This is a genomic window from Comamonas badia DSM 17552 (assembly GCF_000484635.1).
GTDB classification, from domain to species: Bacteria; Pseudomonadota; Gammaproteobacteria; order Burkholderiales; family Burkholderiaceae_C; genus Comamonas_C; species Comamonas_C badia.
Window position 1 is genome coordinate 1 of record NZ_AXVM01000013.1, and the last position, 20,652, is coordinate 20,652.

General features: G+C 62.8%; 24 protein-coding genes, 1 tRNA gene and 1 pseudogene. 10 read left to right on the forward strand and 16 right to left on the reverse strand.

What is annotated here, in order from left to right; genetic code table 11:
* On the forward strand, positions 1-131 hold a 131-nt coding region (locus K320_RS0116985; RefSeq protein ID WP_029696284.1), incomplete at its 5' end, for a transposase.
* A 166-nt stretch (positions 132-297) separates the two neighbouring features.
* On the opposite strand, the gene K320_RS0116990 is transcribed toward K320_RS0116985, so the two are convergent.
* The 4 genes from K320_RS0116990 to K320_RS0117005 are packed head-to-tail and all read right to left on the reverse strand — an operon-like array spanning position 298 to position 2,214.
* Positions 298-861 (reverse strand): DUF924 family protein, encoded by a 564-nt coding sequence (locus K320_RS0116990; RefSeq protein ID WP_024539996.1) that lies wholly within the window; start codon positions 859-861, stop codon positions 298-300.
* 11 nt (positions 862-872) lie between these two features.
* The gene (locus tag K320_RS0116995; RefSeq protein WP_024539997.1) at positions 873-1,142 is read right to left on the reverse strand and encodes a hypothetical protein; all 270 of its coding nucleotides are present in this window, start codon (positions 1,140-1,142) and stop codon (positions 873-875) included.
* Between the two features lie 38 nt (positions 1,143-1,180).
* Positions 1,181-1,426 carry a hypothetical protein gene (locus K320_RS0117000; protein WP_024539998.1) on the reverse strand — a complete coding sequence of 82 codons (246 nt, stop codon included), beginning with the start codon at positions 1,424-1,426 and terminating at the stop codon, positions 1,181-1,183.
* 14 nt (positions 1,427-1,440) lie between these two features.
* Positions 1,441-2,214, reverse strand: a complete 774-nt coding sequence (locus tag K320_RS0117005) for an SDR family oxidoreductase (protein ID WP_024539999.1) — start codon at positions 2,212-2,214, stop codon at positions 1,441-1,443.
* 225 nt (positions 2,215-2,439) lie between these two features.
* Here K320_RS0117005 and K320_RS0117010 point away from each other — a divergent pair, with 225 nt between their 5' ends.
* From K320_RS0117010 to K320_RS0117035, 6 genes are all read left to right on the forward strand, one after another.
* The gene (locus K320_RS0117010; RefSeq protein WP_024540000.1) at positions 2,440-3,360 is read left to right on the forward strand and encodes a LysR family transcriptional regulator; all 921 of its coding nucleotides are present in this window, start codon (positions 2,440-2,442) and stop codon (positions 3,358-3,360) included.
* A 177-nt stretch (positions 3,361-3,537) separates the two neighbouring features.
* Positions 3,538-3,852: a hypothetical protein gene (locus tag K320_RS0117015; RefSeq protein WP_024540001.1), complete on the forward strand. Its 315-nt coding sequence runs from the start codon at positions 3,538-3,540 to the stop codon at positions 3,850-3,852.
* A gap of 35 nt (positions 3,853-3,887) precedes the next feature.
* On the forward strand, positions 3,888-5,324 hold the full coding sequence (locus tag K320_RS0117020) for an aldehyde dehydrogenase family protein (RefSeq protein ID WP_024540002.1): 1,437 nt from the start codon (positions 3,888-3,890) through the stop codon (positions 5,322-5,324).
* Between the two features lie 50 nt (positions 5,325-5,374).
* The gene (locus tag K320_RS0117025; RefSeq protein WP_024540003.1) at positions 5,375-5,665 is read left to right on the forward strand and encodes a nucleotidyltransferase family protein; all 291 of its coding nucleotides are present in this window, start codon (positions 5,375-5,377) and stop codon (positions 5,663-5,665) included.
* Positions 5,666-5,711: 46 nt separating this feature from the next.
* Positions 5,712-5,843 (forward strand): HepT-like ribonuclease domain-containing protein, encoded by a 132-nt coding sequence (locus K320_RS18835; protein WP_084301291.1) that lies wholly within the window; start codon positions 5,712-5,714, stop codon positions 5,841-5,843.
* Between the two features lie 157 nt (positions 5,844-6,000).
* A complete protein-coding gene (locus K320_RS0117035; RefSeq protein WP_024540004.1) occupies positions 6,001-6,522 on the forward strand; it encodes a GNAT family N-acetyltransferase in 522 nt (173 codons plus the stop codon).
* Between the two features lie 108 nt (positions 6,523-6,630).
* Here the strand turns inward: K320_RS0117035 and K320_RS0117040 are convergent, their stop codons facing one another.
* The 9 genes from K320_RS0117040 to K320_RS0117080 form a co-directional block, all read right to left on the reverse strand.
* The gene (locus tag K320_RS0117040; RefSeq protein WP_024540005.1) at positions 6,631-6,963 is read right to left on the reverse strand and encodes a type II toxin-antitoxin system HicB family antitoxin; all 333 of its coding nucleotides are present in this window, start codon (positions 6,961-6,963) and stop codon (positions 6,631-6,633) included.
* 252 nt (positions 6,964-7,215) lie between these two features.
* Positions 7,216-8,331 (reverse strand): bifunctional diaminohydroxyphosphoribosylaminopyrimidine deaminase/5-amino-6-(5-phosphoribosylamino)uracil reductase RibD, encoded by a 1,116-nt coding sequence (gene ribD, locus K320_RS0117045; RefSeq protein ID WP_024540006.1) that lies wholly within the window; start codon positions 8,329-8,331, stop codon positions 7,216-7,218.
* Positions 8,332-8,356: 25 nt separating this feature from the next.
* The gene (locus K320_RS0117050; RefSeq protein ID WP_051384974.1) at positions 8,357-8,800 is read right to left on the reverse strand and encodes a type IV pilin protein; all 444 of its coding nucleotides are present in this window, start codon (positions 8,798-8,800) and stop codon (positions 8,357-8,359) included.
* A 15-nt stretch (positions 8,801-8,815) separates the two neighbouring features.
* On the reverse strand, positions 8,816-12,457 hold the full coding sequence (locus K320_RS0117055) for a pilus assembly protein (RefSeq protein WP_029696286.1): 3,642 nt from the start codon (positions 12,455-12,457) through the stop codon (positions 8,816-8,818).
* A gap of 105 nt (positions 12,458-12,562) precedes the next feature.
* The gene (locus tag K320_RS0117060; protein WP_084301292.1) at positions 12,563-13,393 is read right to left on the reverse strand and encodes a pilus assembly PilX family protein; all 831 of its coding nucleotides are present in this window, start codon (positions 13,391-13,393) and stop codon (positions 12,563-12,565) included.
* A complete protein-coding gene (locus tag K320_RS0117065) occupies positions 13,390-14,349 on the reverse strand; it encodes a PilW family protein (RefSeq protein WP_245593916.1) in 960 nt (319 codons plus the stop codon). The genes K320_RS0117060 and K320_RS0117065 overlap by 4 nt, the downstream gene beginning before the upstream one ends.
* Positions 14,350-14,375: 26 nt before the next feature.
* The gene (gene pilV, locus K320_RS0117070; RefSeq protein ID WP_024540012.1) at positions 14,376-15,053 is read right to left on the reverse strand and encodes a type IV pilus modification protein PilV; all 678 of its coding nucleotides are present in this window, start codon (positions 15,051-15,053) and stop codon (positions 14,376-14,378) included.
* On the reverse strand, positions 15,038-15,628 hold the full coding sequence (locus K320_RS0117075) for a GspH/FimT family pseudopilin (RefSeq protein WP_084301293.1): 591 nt from the start codon (positions 15,626-15,628) through the stop codon (positions 15,038-15,040). Before K320_RS0117075 ends, pilV begins: the two co-directional genes overlap by 16 nt.
* A 12-nt stretch (positions 15,629-15,640) precedes the next feature.
* Positions 15,641-16,156 carry a GspH/FimT family pseudopilin gene (locus tag K320_RS0117080; RefSeq protein WP_084301294.1) on the reverse strand — a complete coding sequence of 172 codons (516 nt, stop codon included), beginning with the start codon at positions 16,154-16,156 and terminating at the stop codon, positions 15,641-15,643.
* A gap of 452 nt (positions 16,157-16,608) precedes the next feature.
* Here K320_RS0117080 and K320_RS19180 point away from each other — a divergent pair.
* From K320_RS19180 to K320_RS0117090, 3 genes and pseudogenes are all read left to right on the forward strand, one after another.
* Positions 16,609-16,779, forward strand: a pseudogene (locus tag K320_RS19180) (IS630 family transposase); the annotation flags it as partial.
* Between the two features lie 77 nt (positions 16,780-16,856).
* Positions 16,857-17,135: a BrnT family toxin gene (locus tag K320_RS0117085; RefSeq protein WP_024540015.1), complete on the forward strand. Its 279-nt coding sequence runs from the start codon at positions 16,857-16,859 to the stop codon at positions 17,133-17,135.
* Positions 17,110-17,412 carry a BrnA antitoxin family protein gene (locus K320_RS0117090; protein WP_029696290.1) on the forward strand — a complete coding sequence of 101 codons (303 nt, stop codon included), beginning with the start codon at positions 17,110-17,112 and terminating at the stop codon, positions 17,410-17,412. The genes K320_RS0117085 and K320_RS0117090 overlap by 26 nt, the downstream gene beginning before the upstream one ends.
* Positions 17,413-17,487: 75 nt before the next feature.
* On the opposite strand, the gene K320_RS0117095 is transcribed toward K320_RS0117090, so the two are convergent.
* The 3 genes from K320_RS0117095 to K320_RS0117105 form a co-directional block, all read right to left on the reverse strand.
* Positions 17,488-17,575, reverse strand: a tRNA-Ser gene (locus K320_RS0117095).
* 39 nt (positions 17,576-17,614) lie between these two features.
* The gene (locus K320_RS0117100; protein ID WP_024540017.1) at positions 17,615-18,307 is read right to left on the reverse strand and encodes a DUF3334 family protein; all 693 of its coding nucleotides are present in this window, start codon (positions 18,305-18,307) and stop codon (positions 17,615-17,617) included.
* A 17-nt stretch (positions 18,308-18,324) separates the two neighbouring features.
* Positions 18,325-20,622: an NADP-dependent malic enzyme gene (locus K320_RS0117105; RefSeq protein ID WP_024540018.1), complete on the reverse strand. Its 2,298-nt coding sequence runs from the start codon at positions 20,620-20,622 to the stop codon at positions 18,325-18,327.
* Between the last annotated feature and the right edge of the window lie 30 nt (positions 20,623-20,652).

Genomic DNA, 20,652 nt, shown 5'->3' on the forward strand with positions numbered 1-20,652 from the left:
AGCCACCCAATGGGTGGATCAAGTCGGTCCTGGGGTTCCGCCAGTTCAGTCTGCGCAGCTTCGCCAAAGCCAGATGCGAGTGGAAACTCGTCTGCATGGCGCTGAATCTGCGGCGCATGGCGTACTTGTGAGGCAAAACACAAGGCAAAACCTTCTCGAACCCGCTGCCGCCCGAATGGCGACTCGATACTCGACCCTGCAGCGCATCGGATGCGCGTTCCTTGGTCTTCGCACCAACGGCTCGGTGCCTGCAGTGGCGTCGAACAGCTCATCATTTCACGTCTGCCGCGCAGACTCCTAGCCTGCGAACCCGCCGCCATCCAGAAACGCCTGCTCGGCCAGCGTGGTGCGTCGCCCCAGCAAGGCATTGCGGTGCGGAAAGCGGCCAAAGCGCCGGACGATGTCCCGGTGCCCCAGCGCGTGCGAGCGCGTCCAGTTGCCGAGGCGGCTGTTGAGTGCCACCGAAACGTCCTGATCCGCCAGATCTTCCGAATGCGCAAACGGCAGGCAGAAGAACAGGCGCAGCGGCGGATCGACCTCGTCCATGAACCCGGCAGCGACGGCAGTGCGCGCGTAATCGCGCGCCAAGGCATCCGTCGCGTACATGCGCGCCGTGCCCCGAAAGGCGTTGCGCGGGAACTGGTCCAGCAGGATCAGCAGCGCCAGCGCGCCGTCGGGCGTGTCGTTCCAGCCGGCGAGCGCGCCGCTGGCGGCGGCCTCGTGCAGGGCCAGAAAGCGCTCGCGAAACTGCCGGTCAAAGCGCACGCTCTTGCTGAACCAGTCACCGCTGTTGCGGCGCCAGAAATCCACCACGGCCAGCGCCTGGGCGGGCGTGGAAAGTGCGGTGTTGCGGGCGTTCATGGTCAGCGGGCTCAGCGCTGCGCCAGCCACCAGGCCAGGCCAAAGGCCAGCACGGCGGGCACCGCGAACACGATGAGCAGGATGGGCAGTTCCTCGCGCACGCTGTAGCCCGCGTGCGTCACGCCCACCCACATATTGGCCAGCGTCACCGCCAGCCAGGCCGGCATGAAGGCCTTGGCCGCCAGGGCCATGCCCGCGGCGCTGGCGCCCCAGAGCCAGCCGAACAGGGTGAAGACGCCGAGCAGCGCCAGGCCTGCGACGATGACGAGCAGCATGTGCATGGTGTGTTCCCGTGGCAAAAGTGGTGGTGTGCAGTCTGTCAGATTTTCTGCAGTTCCACGGTGTGGGTGGCTGACTGCGTGATCAATGCCCGCAGGCTTGCGCCTTCCGGCAGTTGGGCCCATGGCTTCGGTGTGGCGCCGTTGTCCCACGCATGCAGCAGCACCATTTCGCCGGACTTGCGGGTGTTGGCGTAGAGCTGCCAGAAGCGGTTGCCGCTGGCAGCCCGCACGGCGCCTGCGCTTTGATCGAAGGCGGCGACGAGGCCCGCGGGTGGGTGCGGCAAGACGGCGGGGATGGTTACTTCGTCGTGTAGCCGCCGTTCATCAGAATCGTCTGCCCGGTCATCCACCAGCCTTCGCTCGCCAGGTGGCGGATGAAAGGCACGATGTCCTCGATGTCGGTCAGGCCCGTCTTGCTGAACGGCGACAGCGCCGCGGCGCTCTTGTGGTAGGCCTGCGCGTCGGCCGCTTCCTGGCCGTAGAAAAACGGCGTATCCATCGGGCCGGGGCCGACGGCGTTCACCGAGATGCCGCGCGCGCCGAACTCCTTGGCCGCCGCGCGCGTGAAGTGCTCCACCGGCGCCTTGGTGCCCGCATACGACGCGTAGAACGGCGTGAACGCGCCCAGCAGCGAGGTGACCAGCGTGATGACCTTGCCGTTGTCATTCACATGCCTGCCCGCCTCCTTCAGAAAGAAGAAGGCCGACTTGGCGTTGATGTCGCTCATCGCGTCGTACTCGGCCTCGCTGATCTCCAGGATGGGCTTCTTGAGCACCTTGCCCACGGTGTTGATCGCGATGTCGGGGCGGCCCACGGCGGCCACCGCGTTGGTGAACAGTGCCTCCATGGCCGCGGCCTTGGTCAGGTCGGCCTGGAACAGCGCCACCTTGGCGCCGGCCTTTTCCACGGCGGTGGCGGTTGCCTCCGCCGCTGCGCGCGTGCTCGCGCTGTTGTAGTGGATCACCACGGCCTTGGCGCCGTGCGCGGCCAGGTCGCGCGCCAGCAGGCCGCCGAGGTTTTTGGCGCCGCCGGCGATGAGGACGACCTTGTCTTGAATGCTGTGCCTGGACATGTGCAACTCCTGTGATGGTGGGGAAAGAGGAAACGGAGTGCACTTTATTGTTTTGAAAAAATTAGATAAACAGGATTTTTATAGATAAACTATTCATGAAAAATTACCAATCAAGACTGTTGCGCGGTTCAGGGTTCATGAAGAGTTCAGCGTTTGGCGTTGAGCGTTCAGCGAGGGAACCGGGAACCCGTATTCGGTAGTCCGCGCCCAACGCCCAATCTCCCCATGGATTTGCTCGATCAACTGCGCGTCTTCCTGCGCGTGGCGCATGGCGGCGGCTTCAGCGCCGCGGCCGAGCAGCTGGACATGCCGCGGCCCACGGTATCGCTGGCCGTGCAGCGGCTGGAGGCACGCCTGGGCGCGCGCCTGTTCAGCCGCACCACGCGGCGCGTGAGCCTGACGGCGGATGGGCAGGCGCTGCTGGAGCGCGCGGCCGTGCTGCTGGCCGATGCGCAGGAGCTGGAGCAGCAGTTTCGCCCGCAGGGCGCGGCCCTGTCCGGGCGCTTGCGCGTGGACCTGCCCAGCCGCATCGCGCGGCGCCTGGTCGCGCCCGCGCTGCCGGATTTTTTTGAGCGGCACCCGGGGGTGACGCTGGAGCTGGGCTCCAGCGACCGCGCCATCGATCTGGTGCAAGAGGGGGTGGACTGCGCGCTGCGCGTGGGAGAGCTGGCCTCCAGCAGCCTGGTGGCACGTCCGCTGGGGCAGCTTGCCGTGGTCACCTGCGCGAGCCCCGGGTATCTGCAGCGCCACGGCGTGCCGCGCCACCCCGATGAACTGCCCCGGCATCAGGCGGTGCAGTACGCGGCGACGGCCGGGGGGCGGCCCGCGCCCTGGGAGTGGCTGGAACAGGGGCAGCTGCACGGCAAGGCCATGCCGGGACGTGTCACCGTGGGCAACGCCGAAACCTACATCGCCTGCGCGCTCGCCGGCCTGGGGCTGATCCAGGTGCCGGCCTATGACGTGCAGGAGCATCTGGCAAGCGGCGCGCTGGTGCAGGTGCTGGGCGATTGCGCGCAGCCCGGCATGGCCGTGCACCTGGTGGTTTCGCACCGGCGCCATCTGTCGGCGCGGGTGCAGGCCTTTGGCAGCTGGCTGGCCGGGGTGCTGGAGCCGCATTTCCGCGTGGCGGCGGCCCTCCAGCCTTGAACTTGTGGCCTCTGATGCCATCTATGGAGCAGCGGCAGATTGCGCTGCACCATTCTCCGCCGCGGGCAGCGCGTGCGGTTATTCGCTTTTCAAGACGCCGCGGTGTCAATTGCGGCTTACCATAGGCAGGCGTGCGGCGTGATGCTGTACGCCCATTTCGTCAGAAAGAGGCAAGGTTTGAACGAAGTCGTCACCACCATCGTGCGCTGGAGCCTGCGCCTGATCGTGATCGCCATGGGTGTGGTGCTGTTCCTGAGCCTGCTGGTCGCCGCTGGCGTGCTGGCCATGGCCTGGAGCCTGCGTGCGCTGTGGGCGCGCCTCACCGGCCGCCCGGTCACGCCGTGGGTGATGCGCATGGACCCGCGCCATGGTTTCAGCACGGTGTATCGCAGCACCGCGCGCTGGACGGCCCATACGGCCGAGCAGGCGCGCCACCGCGGCAGCCGCCCGCGTGACGTGACCGACGTGCAGCCACGCGAGATCCGCCAGTAAGGTAAGGCCGCTGGCGACCTCCAGGCATGGCGGACATGACCCCCGACGCGATCCGCTCCCTGTTTGATGCCCAGCACCGCGCCAGCCGCGCGCAGCCCGACGTGCCCGTCGCCGTGCGCCGCGAGCGCCTGTTGCGCCTGCGCACGCTGCTGCAGGAGCACGCGCCGGCCATCGCCGCCGCGGTGCAGGCCGATTTCGGCATGCGCTCGCCGCGCCTGACCGAAGTCGCCGATTTCTTCCTGCTGCGCACCCAGATGGCGCAGACGCTGAGGCGCCTGGAGCGCTGGTGCCGCCCGCAGCGTGTCGGCACGCCGCTGTACCTGCGCCCTGCGCGCGCCTGGCTGCAGCGCCAGCCGCTGGGCGTGGTTGGCATCATCTCGCCCTGGAACTACCCGGTGCAGCTTGCACTGGCCCCGGCCATCGGTGCCATCGCGGCGGGCAACCGCGTGCTGCTCAAGCCCAGCGAACTCACGCCCCACACCAGTGCCAAATTGGCCGATCTGGTCGCCAAGGCCTTCGCGCCCGATGAATTCTGCGTGCTGCAGGGCGGCCCCGAAGTGGCCGCGCAGGTGGCGGCGCTGCCGCTCGACCATCTGGTGTTCACCGGCTCCACCGCCGTCGGCCGCAAGGTGGCGCTGGCCGCTGCCGCCAACCTCACGCCCACCACGCTGGAGCTGGGCGGCAAATCGCCCGCCATCATCGACGCCGATTGCGACCTGAAAGACGCGGCGCTCAAGCTCGCCCACGGCAAGCTGCTCAACGCCGGCCAGACCTGCATCGCGCCCGACTACCTCTTCGTGCCCAAGGGCAGCGAAGCCACGTTTGCAGACCACTACCGCGCCGCGGTGGCGCAGCTGTTCCCCTACTTTGCCGGCAACCCCGATTACGCCTCCATCATCACGCCGCGCCACCTGGCGCGCCTGCGCGATCTGCTGCAGGAAGCGCAGGGCATGGGCGCCACCGTGCACGAGATGACCGCCGCGCCCGGCACGCCCGAGCCGCCGCAGCAAACCCTGGGCGACGGCATCGCGCGCCAGATGCCGCCCGCGCTGGTGCTGGGCGCGACCGGCCAGATGCGGCTGATGCAGGAGGAAATCTTCGGCCCGCTGCTGCCCGTGATTCCTTACGAAGCGCTCGATGACGTGGTGCGCCACATCAACGCCCATCCGCGCCCGCTCTCGCTCTACTGGTTCGGCAACCGCGCGGCGGTGCGCGACGAGGTGCTGGCGCGCACGGTGAGCGGCGGCGTCACCGTCAACGATACGCTGCTGCACATCGCGCACGAGAACCTGCCGTTCGGCGGCATCGGCGACAGCGGCTGGGGCGCCTACCACGGCGAGCGCGGCTTTCTGCGCTTCAGCCACGAAAAACCCGTGCTGGTGCAGTCGCGCTGGGGCGCGGGCAAGATGCTCTACCCGCCTTACGGGGCGCGTTTTGACCGCGTGATGGGTCTGCTGCGGCGGTTGATGTAGGGCGGGATGCCTTACCATCGCCACGCAGTGTGTTTTTCTGGAGCGAGCCCATGAAACCATCGGAGGCCTTGGTTGCCAACAGGGCTGCGATACGCGAAATAGTGCGATCACGGCGTGCACGCAATGCGCGCGTTTTCGGCTCGGTGTTGCAGGGCCTGGATACGGAAGACAGCGATCTCGACGTGCTTGTCGATCCCACGCCAGAGACCACGCTGTTGGACATCGGCGCCATCCGCCATGAGTTGCAGGCACTTCTGGGTGTACCCGTCGATGTGCTTACGCCCAATGCACTGCCGCAACGGTTTCGCGCCCAAGTCCTGGCGCAGGCCCGGCCTGTGTGATGGCTCAGCACCAGCGCCTTGACGCCACGACATTTTTGGCTATCAGATGCGCAACGCGGTAGCGCACGGGTATTTCCAAGTGGACTACGCGATAGTCTGGCAGACCATCGCCAGCGATTTGCCCAACTTGAGGGCGCAGGCGCAAGCGGCTTGGGCAGAAATCACTTCGGCCCACTGAAGAATTTTTACCGTCGCGATGCACTTCTGATCGGCAGTACTCTGTTTGTGACGGGCCAAAACGCATGCAGCGTTACACAAGCGACCTCACCAGGGTAGGCAACAAAAAGTTTTTGCGCGAGAATTACGGGTTTTCCATTAGTCCCGTTGTCGTTTACATGTCCCGCATTCAGGTACGCCCCGCCACCCTGCGCGATGCCAAAGCCATCGCCCAAGTCCACACCGCCGCTGCCCTGCACGCCTACAAGGATGTCGTTCCGGATGAGCAGCTCAAGGCCATGTCCTCCGTCGAAAAGCGCCAGGCCTACTGGCGCGAAGCCATCAATTACTGCGAGCCGCAGGTGCAGGTCGCCGTCGATGGCGACAAGATCGTCGGTTTTGTCGGCTTCGATCGCTCGCGCGACCCCAAGACCCGCCCCACCACCGGCGAAATCTGGGCCATCTATGCCGATCCCACCCACTGGGACCAGGGCGTGGGCCTGGCCCTCTGGGATGCCGCGCGCGACGGCCTGGCGGAAGAGGGCTGCACCACCGTCACCGCCTGGGTGCCGCTGCGCAATGAACGCGCGCTGCATTTTCACGAGGCCGCCGGCTTCAAGCGCGAAATGAGCACCGCCAAGACGGCCGTCGTCGGCGGCGTGAAGATTGAGGAAGTGCGGCTGCAGCGCTCCTTGAATTAGAGCTGCCTGCGCAGGCTGGGTAAGGGTTTTAGCAGGGTTTTTTTGATAGTTGCGTTCGGGCGCTTGTCCCCCGGCCTCCCCAAAGCCTGCGAGGATCAAGCACTGGCGTCAGGCGAGTGCCGCCTTGCGAAACGCTTCGGCAGCCCACTGGTTGAGGCTTTGTCCATGTGCCTGTGCCGCGATCTGTGCCTGCAGGTGCACCTCGGGCGGCACGCGCAGCATCATGTTGCCGCTGACGGGTTTGAGCGGCTGCTTGCCGATTTGCGCGCAGGTCGTCAGGTAGTCCTCGACAGCTTCTTCAAATGCAGCACGCAGCTCGGCCACGGTCTCGCCGTGAAAGCCGATCACGTCGGCAATACCGAGGATGCGACCGGCGAAGATGGCATCGCGTTCATCGAACTCGACACGGGCGGTGTAGCCTTTGCAGGTCATGGTGTTCATGGTTTTACTCCGATCAGGGCCAGAAAATCGCGGGCCTGCTCCACTTGGTACGCCTTTGCCTCTTTTCCCGGATGGCGGATTCAAGTACGAAGTGCAACAAAGAACAAGGGCGATCGATGGTGCGGGCTTTACTCCCTCTCCCTCTGGGAGAGGGTGGGGTGAGGGCTTGCAGCCGCATCTGATGCATGTCGCCAATCAGATAATTTTTGTAGCGTATTGCACATGGTGTGTTGAGGTTGGAGCGCGTTTTCATTAAAAATTCCCGCGCCCCGCCAGCCGCGCCAGCACCCTGAAATCGGCGCCCACGCGCTGCATATCCCGCCATTCCAGCGCCAGGCCCTGCGACAGCGCCTGCAGCGGCCCCCAGTCTGCCGGGCCGCGCGCGCCGCTGCCCAGCAGCAGGGGGGCCAGGTACAGCAGCAGTTCATCCACCAGCCCTGCCTGCACAAAAGCGCCGCTCAGCCGCGGCCCCGCCTCCAGGTGCAGTTCATTCACATTGCGCCGCCCCAGATCGAGCAGCAGCGCAGATAAATCCACCTGGCCATCGGCATTGGGCAGGGACGTGACCGTGGCGCCGCGCGCGCGCAGCGCAGCGGCAGCCTCCGCATCCTCGTGCGCGGTGTAAATCCAGACCTGCCTGCCGGGCACGCCAAAAAGCCGTGCCGCGGGCGGCGTGCGCAAATGGCTGTCCAGAATCACCAGGTGCGGCTGGCGCGGCGTGGCCACGCCGCGCACGTTCAGCAAAGGGTCATCCGCCAGCACCGTGCCCACGCCCGTCAGCACCGCGCAGGCGCGCGCGCGCCAGGCGTGGCCGTCCGAGCGCGCCTCGGGCGAGGTGATCCACTGGCTGGCGCCATTGGCCAGCGCCGCCACGCCGTCAAGCGAGGTAGCCGCCTTCATCCGCACCCAGGGCTGGCCGCGCACCATGCGGCTGAAAAAGCCGATGTTCAGCTCGCGCGATTCGGCGGCGCCCGGCCCCACCTCCACCGCCACGCCCGCAGCGCGCAGCCGTGCAAAACCCTGGCCCGCCACCAGCGGGTTCGGGTCAGCAACGGATGCCACCACGCGGGCGATGCCCGCGGCGATCAACGCATCGCAGCACGGCCCCGTGCGCCCCTGGTGCGCGCAGGGCTCCAGCGTGACATAGGCCGCCGCGCCGCGCACGTCGTGCCCCTGCGCCGCGGCATCGCGCAGCGCCATCACCTCGGCGTGCGGCCCGCCCGCCTGCTGGGTAAACCCCTGACCGAGGGCCTGCCCCTGTGCGCCGACGATGACGCAGCCCACGCGCGGATTGGGGTTGGAAAGAAAAAGCGCCTGGGCGGCGAGCTCAAGCGCTTGGGTGATGAAGGCTGGATGGTGGGCAGTCATGGTGCCCGGCATGGTAGCTTCAGAATCATTTGCTCCAGCAATCTGCAGTGGTGGCACCAGACCCAAGGTTGTCGTTGCCTTGCGCGCCAGTGTTGGTCAGGGTGTAGTCGCCGCAGCGGTCGCTGCCCTGGGGGCCAGTCTTGCGCGTGGCGATCAAGGTGAAGGTTGTGTTGTCGTTCGCACCTTTGAAGCCGATGGTGTAGCGCTTCGCGGTATCGCTCGACCATGTCAGTGCCGCGGGCAATGTCGTCGGATACGCGCCCGTAGCGGTATTGGCCCGTTCCAGCCATTGGGCTGCTTGCAGCAACCCCGCACGCGCGTCTGCACGGTGGCCACGGCGAATGTACTCGGCATAACTGGGGTAGGCGATGGCGGAGAGTATGGCCACCACCGCCACCACGATCATCAACTCGATCAGGGTAAAGCCTTTTTGTGCAATCGGCTGGTTGGCCGCTGTCGTTGGCTGCATGTTGTGCCTCACTCGTTATTTCAGTTGGCGCCAACTTGGGCGCGTGGATTGCTCAGGCATGCGTGCCAGCGTATCCCTGCCGCCGCCGCCGCCTGTCAGGTCAACGATGTTGTTGGGCTTGGTAATCAGGATGGGTGTACCTGTGGGTACAGCTGCGCGTGCCACATTCATGTCGCTGGCATCATATTGCCCGTCACCGCTGTAATCCACCAGCGGAACTGATGGGCGCTTGCCATCCATGATGTTGATCAGCGTGCGGAATTGGCTGCCTGCGCTGGTATCGACCTTGACTGGGACACAACTCTCGTTGATGTTGTCGCTCGCACTGTTCTTGGTGCCGTTCGGTGTTTCACTGTAAACAGCCAAGATATTGCTGCCATCGAAGAATTGCATGGGCTTGAGCAGACGCTCACCTTTCGCTGGCAGGTCAAGATACCAGCCTTTGTAGCCGTTCCAAGTTTCCTTTTTCAGCTCATCGGTGGCAGTTACGGTGGCGTAATCGCCTGCAACGGTGCTGATTGACTGCTGTGCGAGCAAGCCGCTTTTCATGTCCCCGACAGGGGCAGGCGTGGGCACGTAATTGGCATCGCCGCAAGCACCGGTTCCCGGATGAACTTGCAGGTGGGTTGTACCAGCCTTGGTCCGATAACGTGTGTTGTCCAGCACGGAATAGATGGTTTGTATCGGCTGGGTGATGTCGGTTTTGCGATCGTCGGCGGTAAGATTGCGGCCGGTTCCGAATGCCACCATCATGCCTCCGATGGGTACTGTTTTACTACCCACTCCACAGGTCATCATGCGGTCGTTGGGGCGAACGATGGGCGGCGCGGTAATTGGTTGTATTTCAGTGCGGCTACCTCCGAGGGTCGTTGGCCCTTTGGCAGTAAACAAGGGGGTATTGATGCCGAAGGAAACAGCCCATTCGCTGTCGTCATCGCTCATCAGGTCAAATTTCCAGAGATTGCCCAGGTTGTCACCGGCGTAGACCACATCGGTCTTGCCGTCGCCATCCAGATCAATGAGCGCGGGAGAAGCCAAACCGTTGTCTGAAGCCTTGCCGCTGCCCGTGGCATCGGTTGTTGCCTGGATGCGCTTGAGAGACAGATCCCCATCCAGATATTGGACCAGCAATACGGGGCGCTGGTTGGCACTGTTGTAGCCATTGCCCAAGATCACCGCCCAACGGTTATTGTTCAGGCGAGTGATTTGTGTCGCCTCCTGCAGGTTGGTTGGGTTACGCCCTGGCTGAGACGTAATGTTGCCAATGTCTTTGTCTTCATTCGCAGTGCTGTTGCACGCGGCTTTCTCGGCAGGGTCCGTGAGCGTGCTGCAGTTGGTGGTTTCCGCGTTGCCGCGCGTACGATCCAGAACTGCATCACTTTTGGTAAAAGCAGTTGGGCTGGTGACATTCAAGAGGAAATAACCCTTGCCGCCAGCACCCAAAGTGCCCACCAGCATGGTTTTCCAGCCAGAGGCATCCTTGATGTCCCCGGTCATGGGCGAACCATCGACGTAGTATTGATGCGCGTAGTCCTTGTCCGTCAACGCTTTCAGCCCGCCAATCACACCTCGCGGTATGTAGGCTAATTGTTCTTTGCCGTCTGTCGCAGAAAATCCGTGCAACATGCCATCATTGCCACCCACGTACAAAATGGGTGTGCGGCCTGCCTGGGCTGATACAAAGCTTGAGTAGCCATCACCATAATTGCTGATGGGACCCCCGGTGTACCAGATATCAGAGTTGACGATATCTCCCTCGCGGCTGAAGCGAACCCGCAAAGGCTTTTCAGGCGTTATGCCTTCAAGAGATCTGTCGCCGCGAATGTAATTGACGATATTCTGCCCCTGCGTTATCAAAGGGGTGGTGATGAGATCGGCTGCTCCAAGCCCTAGAAGCGATCTTTTTTGAGCATCCGTATAGCCTATGGCATCGGTGCTTGACCATTTGAAATCGATTCCCTTGCTCGCATCACTCCAACTGATGACGTTGCGGGTATTGATGTTGAATGAGGGGTCGTCCAGCCGATCCGCCGTGGTTTTCCCTTCCCAGCCGGATGTCACATTGGGAAAGCGGATGCATTTCTTATCCGGGTCACCTGCGTCGGGGCATGAATACTCCTCGGGCAAGACGGCACTGGTTGCCGTTATGTAACCACTCCATGCGTTCTTGGGGCTGAACGTGGAGGCAAATATGCCGGCATTGTTTTGCGACACGTTGTAGCCGCTGGTACTGCCACCGCCGGCAATTTCATCGGGCAGGGGGGCGCTTTCTTCGTTGATCTTGCCGATGATCTCGGTGAAGGCCTTGGCGAGGTCTTCGGCCTCGGACACCGCATAAAACCGGCCGCGACCGTTGATGGCGGCGTGCCACAAATCCAGTGCGCGCTTGTTCTCGGCATTCATGGGTGGCCAGGTTTGGAAACCGGTCACCAAGTCGACGAAGCTGTTGTCGTAGCCAAAGGGAACCTGCGTTGACGGACCAATGATGTCGCTGGCGCCGGGCCAAGTTGTGGCGTCGCTGCTGAAGCCAATCGTGTAGGTGACCATGTGCGGCCAGGTGGCAGGATCGTATTCTGGGTTCCAATATTTCTGTAAATCGACCGATTTGGTTTCGGTGCCATCTGGTAATTTACAATTATTGGTTGAGCCACCAAGCCATTCTCCGGGAATGGCTAGACATGCGTTTCTCCTCTGGGTAGTATTGCTACCTGAGGTTGTTACAATTTTAAATTTGTCTCTTGTTGCGGTAAAAAACTCCGTGGCCGGGGCCTCGTCATAAATTTTCGATGGTTTGAGCTTGTCCGAATCTTTCAAATTAGATGCGTTCTGCAAAGGATCCATCCAGCTTTTGAATGCCCAATCGGAAATCGTATCGGAATAGTCGTCGTAATAAATTCTCGTCTGATCGGACGTGGTGCTGTATGCCTGCCGATCGCCCAGTGCAGGCCAATTCTTACCGTCCTGATCGCCGCCGGACACCGTGCCATTCCAACGGCCGTCGGTCATCAGGATGTGATAGTTGCGGCGGCAGCCCAGATATTCAGTGGCCTTGCTGCCGGTGCCGCCGGGGTCGGTGGCCCACGGGCTGCTGCTGTTGAGGGGGCGTCGCATGTAGGCATCTGCCTGGCTGGGAAGCTGATGCAATGGAGTGCTGCCGTTTGGCGACAAATTATTGATGAAGGTAAGGAAATTGGCGCGCTGGACCTTGCCGCTTACGACCGCGTCAATGGGACGCATGGAGTTGGTCACCATGCCGGCCGCGTTGACATTTTTCTGGGAGCCGTTGTTCATGGACTGCCAGGCAATCCGCAGTTTGTTTTCTGGTATCAGATCCTTGTCGTTGAAAATTTTGTTTAATGAGTATTTCAAAACATTGACACGCCTGGCGTCATTCTTCCATTTTCCATCGGCGTCAGGTTCGGAATAGCCTGGGCCGGAGATGTTCGAAACGGTGTAGTCGGTTTTGACGCCGAAATTCATACTCCCCGAATCATCGATAGAGATAATCACGTTCGGTGCCACAAAAGCCGACTTGGAGGTAGGCAGCGGGGGCTCTTGCACCAAGTTGAGTGCCCAAGTGGTGGCGGGCGCTAACCCGGCGCTGATGGCGAGCACCAGCAGGTTTTTTTGAAAGGGCAGGTAGGGGATGCGGCTCATAGCATGCTCCTTGAGATCAGATCAAAAAAATAAACAAAACAGTCTGAAACGCTTGCTGTGTGTGTGCTATAAGCTATTTATTCAATAGCTATCTGGAACAGCCCCTTAGTCTTTCATCCGTTGGCGTGCATAGGTTTCCTGCAATACCACCATGGTTCCTGGCTTTCGACCCAAGGCCAGGGCAGTTATACGGAAGACGACGTAGACATCGAGGTTGAGTGGTAACTGGCTGGTGGTGGCATCCACAATCAGGTTGGCACTCTTGGCCTTGTCGCTGTAGCGCAAGACTTCAACCCAGTACCAGCCGCCTTGTCCTGCGGTCTGGTCTGCCAATATGGGATTGATGGGGCCTGCGCCGGCCGTATTGATGGCGCCGGTATATTGACCATAACGGGCACCAACGGTCATCAATTGTGTGAGCGGTACTTCGCCCCATTCTGATTTTGCTGGGGGCGTAACGCTGGTGAAAGCGTCCTTGTAATTCCAGAAGTCCTGTCGGCCTACGCGGCGTGCGCATATGCCGTCTCTGCAGCGCAGAGGCAGCGCTTCAAGGTTGGTGATGAGTGGATTGATTTCCTTGGTGTCACCCGGATATTGCTCCTTGTCGCCCATGTAGGGGCGGCACTTGGTGGTGCTGCAGGGCGTACCGTCCGCTTGCTCGCCGCGGATGTCCAGTTCTGCGTCTTGCAACAAAGCCTGTGCCGCTTCAAAGGCACGTTGGTAGTCCGCATCGTTGCCGACGACCATTTCATTGAAGAGCGAAGTCCGGGACGCCCACAGTGCCAGCAGCATGGAGAGCATCACGAAAACGAGCACCACGAACAACGCCACGCCGCGCTGTCGAGACCGGTGCGCATGCAGCGGCAAGATGACCGGTCCGGTGGCAGGCGCTTGCGCCGACTGGGGTATGGGCGCGTATGGGGTTGTAGTGGTCATGCGCCAGCATCCAGCAGCCCTTGGCTGCGCAGTTGAAAGGTGTTGCGAAACAGCAGATGCATGCGGTCCTTGCGTGGACCGGTGAGTGTTGTCATGTCAACACTCGCGCCGCTGCAATCGGTATAGCTGCTGCCGGCAGGCATATTCACTGGCTCGTTGCCGTAGAGCACCAGACACACTTGCACGCCCTGTACGCGCCGCCACATGGGGTCGGTAGAGTCCGTCGGCATGTCACTTCCCTTGGTGTATTGCATGGTGGTTCCGGTCCCACCAACAACGGTCTGAACCAAATACGTCACTTGGAAATCAGCGACATTGCGCGCAAGAGGCTGGACAGTTGCTCCATTGCCGCTGCAAAAAAGTTGGTTGTCTGAATAGGTGAAATCGCTTTCCACACGCTCGTCGGTCTTGCTGTTTCCTGGGCCACCAACGCAGTTGCGCGCCAGAAAATCGGTACCAAAGGCGGCGCTGACGGGGGGGACTGCAGATGGGTCAGCGGCCTTGGCGTTATCGGCGATGAATACCATGTCGGAATAGCGCCTGAACCCAGTAGTTACCGTATCGTTGCCGCCCGCCAAGGTATTTGACTGATCGAAGCTGTTGCCACCGCCATGCGCCAAGGCCTTGGTTTCGAAGATCACGGCAGTCATCGGATCTGTGCTGATATCGCCAGGTACAGGGCTGGGGTTGAGGTAAAGAGAGCCCGCCTGGCGAAGTTGTTGGCCTATGACGCGCAGAACATAAGAGCCCTGTTGCTGGATGCCGCTGGCATCACTTACGGTGCCGGAGATGCCGCGCGAGAGCATCATGGCGCCCATGGAAACGGCAACGACCAGCAGGCCGATGGCCAGACCGACCATCAGTTCTACCAAGGTGACGCCCGTCTGCCTGGCTTGGCCAGGGGGTCGGGAGGGAGCAGACTGTGCTGCTGCGGGGTGCATGCGGTTGGCTGCCATTGCTTTCCTCTTGACGTGGCGCTGCTTCATGAGCAGTAGACGATTTCGGACCCAGCACCGCCGTACGGGGCGCACCGCGCTGACACGGGAAGGTATTGCAGTTGGCAGGTGAATCCGTCTGGGCAGGCATTGGCGGCGTCCGTGCCGGTAATAATTTCCTTGGTGGTGCCGTCATCGTTCTTCACGAGAAACTTGCTTGCGTCGATGGCATCTTTGTCGTTCTTGTCCGTGATGTCTTCGCGTTCGTTCTTACGCCAGGCAATGATGACGCCGAGCAGGCGGCGGTTGCTGTTGCCTGCGCCTTCACCCGGGGCAAAAAACAGGCTGGCTTGACCACCTGGAAGGGTTTGTTCCACTGTCTTGCGCCACTGATTCAGGTCATAGGTAACCAGGTTGTCGGCGGAGCAGGCGGTGGCTGCGCAATCGCTTCCTGAATAGTCGGATGCTTTCTTTGCGTAGTCCGATTTGTAGTCGCTTATGCCGAGCAGAGCATTCGGGTTGACCTTCATCCGTTCACTCAGGTCTTCAATCAATCGAATGGCCTGCGCTCTGCGCACCGTTGTCGTGGTATCGGTCAGGGTGCGCATTTGCACGCCGACGATGCCCAGTATTCCCAAGGCAGCGACAACCAGGGCAATCATGGATTCAATCAGTGTGATGCCGCGTTGCCGCGCGCCGTATGCAGGGGTCAGCCGCTGGTGCATGGAATTTCCTCGGGTGAAATGATGCGTATGCGCCCGGCCGAGCTCATGCATAGGCCGCGGGCGCCAGTGTGGGTGGTGGATTTGCCGTAGGGGACCAGGCTGAAACCCAACCAAGTGCCGTCCACCAGGCCCCAGCGGTTGAGTTTGATGGTGTCTGCCCCACCAGTGCGAGTGACCTGCGTATTGCGTGGTGCGCTCACGCTGCGTAGAACCGGTTCACTGGCGGCACATTTGCCATTGTCGTTGGTGTCTTCGCAGACGAACCAGCCACAGTCCCAGTCCGTCTTGGCGGTTGCCGTATTGCACCCGTTGGTGCCGTTGTTGATTTTCTGGATAACGACCTTGCCACCGCGCCGGATGGCTTCGGAACGGGCGAAATACAGTGTCGACTGCAAGTCTTCAACGGCTTGGCGTACGCGCCAAGATTCGATGATCGAAGCAAAGCTAGGTGCAGCAAGGGCTATGAGTACGCCCAAGATGGCGATGGTGACCATCAATTCGATAGCCGTAAAGCCCGATGCGCCGGCTGCGGCGCGCCGCGCAGTGTGCTGAAAATAGGAGCTGGATCGGCGCATCGTGTTCCTTTGTCATGAGCAACTGGTGATGCCGTCTTCGCGCTTGATCATTCCGCCGGGGTTGACGCACAGTGTGCTTCCGTTGCTGGCATTTCCCCCTTGTGGCGCAATCTGGATGCGGAATTGGGTGGCGCCGTTGCTGGTCAGAACGCCCCATCTGTCGGCAGCGATGGTTCCGTCTCCACCGACGGTGGTTATGGTCGCTTTCGTGGGCGCAGCGGTGTTTTGCAATGCATCTCCGTCTACCTTCACTGCCCATCCATTTTTCCAATCCCCACTATTGGCGCTTATGGTGATACCGCCACTGCGTTTCATGGCTTCGGAGCGTGCGTAGTAGAGCGTGCCCAGCAGGTCTTCTGCCGCCTGCCTTGCGCGATAGCGTTCGATGATCGGATTGAAGCTTGGCGCTGCAAGCGCCGCAAGGATGGCCAGGATGGCGATCGTCACCATCAACTCAATGGCAGTGAACCCGTGTGTACCGCCATGGGGGCGATTGGCCCTTTGGCTGGATCTGCGCAGAACTTGCATGTAAACATGCTAGGCCATGTGTATCGCTTTGTGCGTGCCGGGCGATGGGCGGCTCCGCTTTGCGGATGAGTGGCTTCCAGCGTTCCCGGGCGGCGGCGCGAGAGGCGGCAGGGTGCTCCCCTTTGCCAGCGGCCCGACTACGCGCCTCACGCCCCTGCGCGCGCTGTGATCGGGCAGCGCGGTTTTCCGCGCCCGCGCAAGATGGGCTCCAAGCCGTTCTGGCGGGTGTGTCCGAGGTGCCGCAGTGGCTGCAACGCTGCCCCAGGGCGTGGGGCGGGGTGGTGGTGAGGAGGGCGGCGCTGTGCCACTGCCAGCAGGGTTTGCGCGGCGCCGCTGGGCTGGCGCCGCCCTTGCTCTCATTCCTGCAGGGTGCGCACGCTCACGCCCATGAGCCGGGCAAACCGCGCTTGCGACAGCTCAGAAGCGGCGCGAGCGCTGGCCACGGGTGGCTGGCCATACGTCGCGGCTCGTTTACCAGCGTCAAGCAACTGATCAGTCGCATTGACCAGTTCGTCACGCACCACAACACCAACTGCCGACCCTTCCGCTGGACTGCCACCGCCGATTTGATTCTTGAGAAGCTGCATCGACTTTGCTCACGTATCAGTGGGGCAGCACACTAGGCGCATGACATGGCTCGGATGAAAGTGACGAGCCACCTTTGCCGTTGACAGGCGTATTTATGTACGTACAATAAACCATGCGCATCGAATACGACGCGGCTAAAGACGTTGCCAACCAGCAAAAACACGGCGTGTCGCTGGCGCTGGCCAAAGAGATAGACTGGCCGAGCGTATACAGCTTTGTCGATGATCGAGCCGATTACGGTGAGGTGCGCGAAGTGGGGTACACGCGCATAAATGCTCGTCTGTACTCCGTAGTGTTCGTGCAGCGCGGTGGGGTGATGCGCATCATCAGCCTGCGCAAGGCCAACAGCCGAGAGGTCAAGCTCTATGAAAAAGCCATCCAAGCTCAGTAAGACAGGCATTACCCTGCCTACGGCGCAAGAAGACGCGGCCATCAACCGGGGCATTGCCCAAGACAGCGATGCGCTGGAGCTCACGCCCGCGCTGGCTCGGCGCCTCATGCCCCTGCGCGCACGCGGACGGCCCGTGGCGGCGCACCCCAAGGAGCCCATGACCATGCGCGTGGATGCCGACGTACTCGCCGCCATCAAGGCCAGCGGCAGCGGCTGGCAAACCCGCGTGAATGCGCTGCTGCGTGAGGCGGTGCGCCGAGGAGAGCTGGCGGCGTAAGAGCCTGTTCAGTGTCTTTTCATAGTGCCCGCAAGGCAGCAAAAAGCCGCCTTGGTGGCCACCGTGCACCGTATCTGGCGGAGACTGTGAGATTCGAACTCACGGACGGTTGCCCGTCGGCAGTTTTCAAGACTGCTGGTTTAAACCACTCACCCAAGTCTCCGTGGCGCGTCCTGCGATGGGGCGCCGATTGTAGCTGCGGCTACATGCCCAGCGATTTCAGCAGCGCGTCGGTATCGGCATCGGTGCCCGCCGCGGGGGGCTGCGCAATCGCTGGCGCGCCGGCGGCCAGGGTCATGAGGGCGTCGGGGTCGGGCGCTTCCTGGGGCTCGAAGTCGTGCAGCTTGATGAACTGGGTGCGGTCGATCGCCAGCTCCAGGTAGAAGATGTTGTTCTTGGCGGTGTAGAAGGTCACGCGCCGGGCCTCGGGCTGGTCGAGGTTGGCGTCCACGCTCAGCACCACCTGCTGGTTGAGCACCAGCATCTTTGGCTGGTTCTGGGTGATGCGGGTCTGCAGCTCGCGCTGGATGGCGCTGGTGAAGTCGCCCACCATCTGGTTCACGAGCTCGCCCATCACGTTGGCGACTTCGTCGGAGGTGTAGGCGGGGGCGAGGTCGCTTTTCGACATGCCCATGCTGAGCAGGTAGCTCTGGTAGATCTCCATCGCGGCGGCGGCCGAGAAGTTGATGATCACCAGGCCGGAGAAGCCGCCGTTGAAGAGCACGAAGCAGCCGATGTCGGGCTTGAGGCAGGTCTTGCCTATGCGCTGCACCATGGCGGAATAGCGCACCGTGCCCTGCGTGGCGACGGAGAGCACGCGGGTGACGGAGTTGCACAGGCTGATGAGGACGTCCCTGGTGCCGTAGATGACGGCGCTGTCGGCGGTGGTGGTCATGTGGCGGGGCTTTCCGTTCAGCGGTGGGCGCGGGCGGCGGCGTTGGCGGCGGCCAGGGCCGTCATGTTGACCACGCGGCGCACGGTGGACGATGGCGTGAGCACATGCGCCGGTGCGGCGCAGCCCAGCAGGATGGGGCCTATGGTGGTGCCGTGCCCGTCGGTGGTCTTGAGCACGTTGAAGAGGATGTTGGCGGCATCCAGGTTGGGGCAGATCAGCACGTTGGCGCTGCCGCTCAAGGTGGAATCGAGCAGGGTGCGCTGGCGGATGGTTTCCGAGAGGGCGGCATCGCCGTGCATTTCGCCGTCGCATTCGATGTGCGGCGCCATCGCGCGGAAGATTTCCAGCGCCTTGCGCATCTTGAGCGCGCTGGGCCGCGTGGAGGAGCCGAAGTTGGAGTGCGAGAGGAACGCCACCTTGGGCGGCAGGCCGAAGCGCTGCACCTCCTCTGCCGTGCGCAGCGCGATGGTGGCGAGCTGTTCGGCGCTGGGGTCGTCGGTGATGTAGGTGTCGGCGATGAACAGCGTGCTCTGGCCCACGACGACGGCGTTGACGGTGGCCAGATCGTGCTCTTCCTCCTGCAGGCCGAGCACGCCGCGGATGTGCGCCAGGTGGTTGTCGAACTTGCCGACCAGGCCGCAGAGCATGGCGTCGGCGTCGCCCAGGTGCATCATCAGCGCGGCGATCAGGGTGTTGGAGCGGCGCACCGAGGCCTTGGCGGTTTCCGGCGTCACGCCGTGGCGGCCCATGAGTTTGTGGTAGGCCTCCCAGTACTGGCGAAAGCGCGGATCGTCCTCGGGGTTGCAGATTTCCACATTCACGCCGGGCTGCAGGCGCAGGTCGTTGCGTGCGATGCGCGCCTGGATGATTTCCGGGCGGCCGATGAGGATGGGCTTGGCCATGCCGTCATCGATGGCGAATTGCGCGGCGCGCAGCACGCGTTCGTCCTCGCCCTCGGCGTAGGCCACGCGCTGCGGGCGCGCCTTGGCGGCGGCGAACACCGGGCGCATGAACATGCTGGTCTGGTAGACGAAGCGGGTGAGGCTTTCGCGGTAGGCGGCGTAGTCCGCGATGGGGCGGGTGGCGACGCCCGAGAGCTCCGCGGCGCGCGCCACGGCGGGGGCGATGCGCAGGATCAGGCGCACGTCAAACGGCGTGGGGATGAGGTAGTCGGGCCCGAAGTGCATCTCCTTGCCCTGGTAGGCGGCGGCTACCTCGGGCGAGAGTTCGGCCTTGGCCAGCGCGGCGATTTCGCGCACGCAGGCGAGCTTCATCTCCTGCGTGACGCGGGTGGCGCCGCAATCGAGCGCGCCGCGAAAGATGTAGGGAAAGCACAGGACGTTGTTGACCTGGTTGGGGTAGTCGCTGCGGCCGGTGGCGATGATGCAGTCGGGGCGCACGGCCTTGGCCAGTTCGGGGCGGATCTCGGGCTCGGGGTTGGCCAGCGCCAGGATGACGGGCTTGGCGGCCATGGTCTTGACCATCTCGGCCGTCAGCACGCCGGGGGCCGAGCAGCCCAGGAATACGTCGGCGTCTTCCACCGCGTGCGCCAGGGTGCGGTGCTCGGTCTCCTGCGCGAAGCGGGCCTTGGAGGGGTCGAGGTTTTCACGCCCGGTGTGGATCAGGCCCTTGGAATCGCACATGAAGACGTTCTCGCGCTTCAGGCCCAGGCCGATCATCACGTCCACGCAGGCGGTGGCGGCGGCGCCGGCGCCCGAGACGGCGAGCTTGACGTTTTCGATCTTCTTGCCGACGAGTTCCAGCGCGTTCACCAGCGCGGCGCTGGAGATGATGGCGGTGCCGTGCTGGTCGTCGTGGAACACCGGGATGTTCATGCGCTTGGACAGCTCCTGCTCGATGTAGAAGCACTCGGGCGCCTTGATGTCTTCCAGGTTGATGCCGCCGACCGTGGGTTCGAGCGCGGCGATGATGTCCACGAGCTTGTCCGGGTCGCGTTCGGCCAGTTCGATGTCGAACACATCGACGCCGGCGAATTTCTTGAACAGGCAGCCCTTGCCTTCCATGACCGGCTTGCCGGCCAGCGGGCCGATGTCGCCCAGGCCGAGCACCGCCGTGCCGTTGGTGACCACGGCCACCAGGTTGCCGCGCGAGGTGTAGTCGTAGGCCTTGGCCGGATCGGCCTGGATGTCCAGGCAGGGGTAGGCGACGCCGGGCGAGTAGGCGAGCGAGAGGTCGCGCTGGTTGACCAGCGGCTTGGTGGGGGTGACGGAGACCTTGCCGCGCGCGGGGGTGCGGTGGTAATCCAGCGCGGCATCGCGCAGTGCGGCTTCGGCGGGGGGGAGGGACTTGCTCATGGTGGCTTTCCTGGCGGAAAAAATGCACAA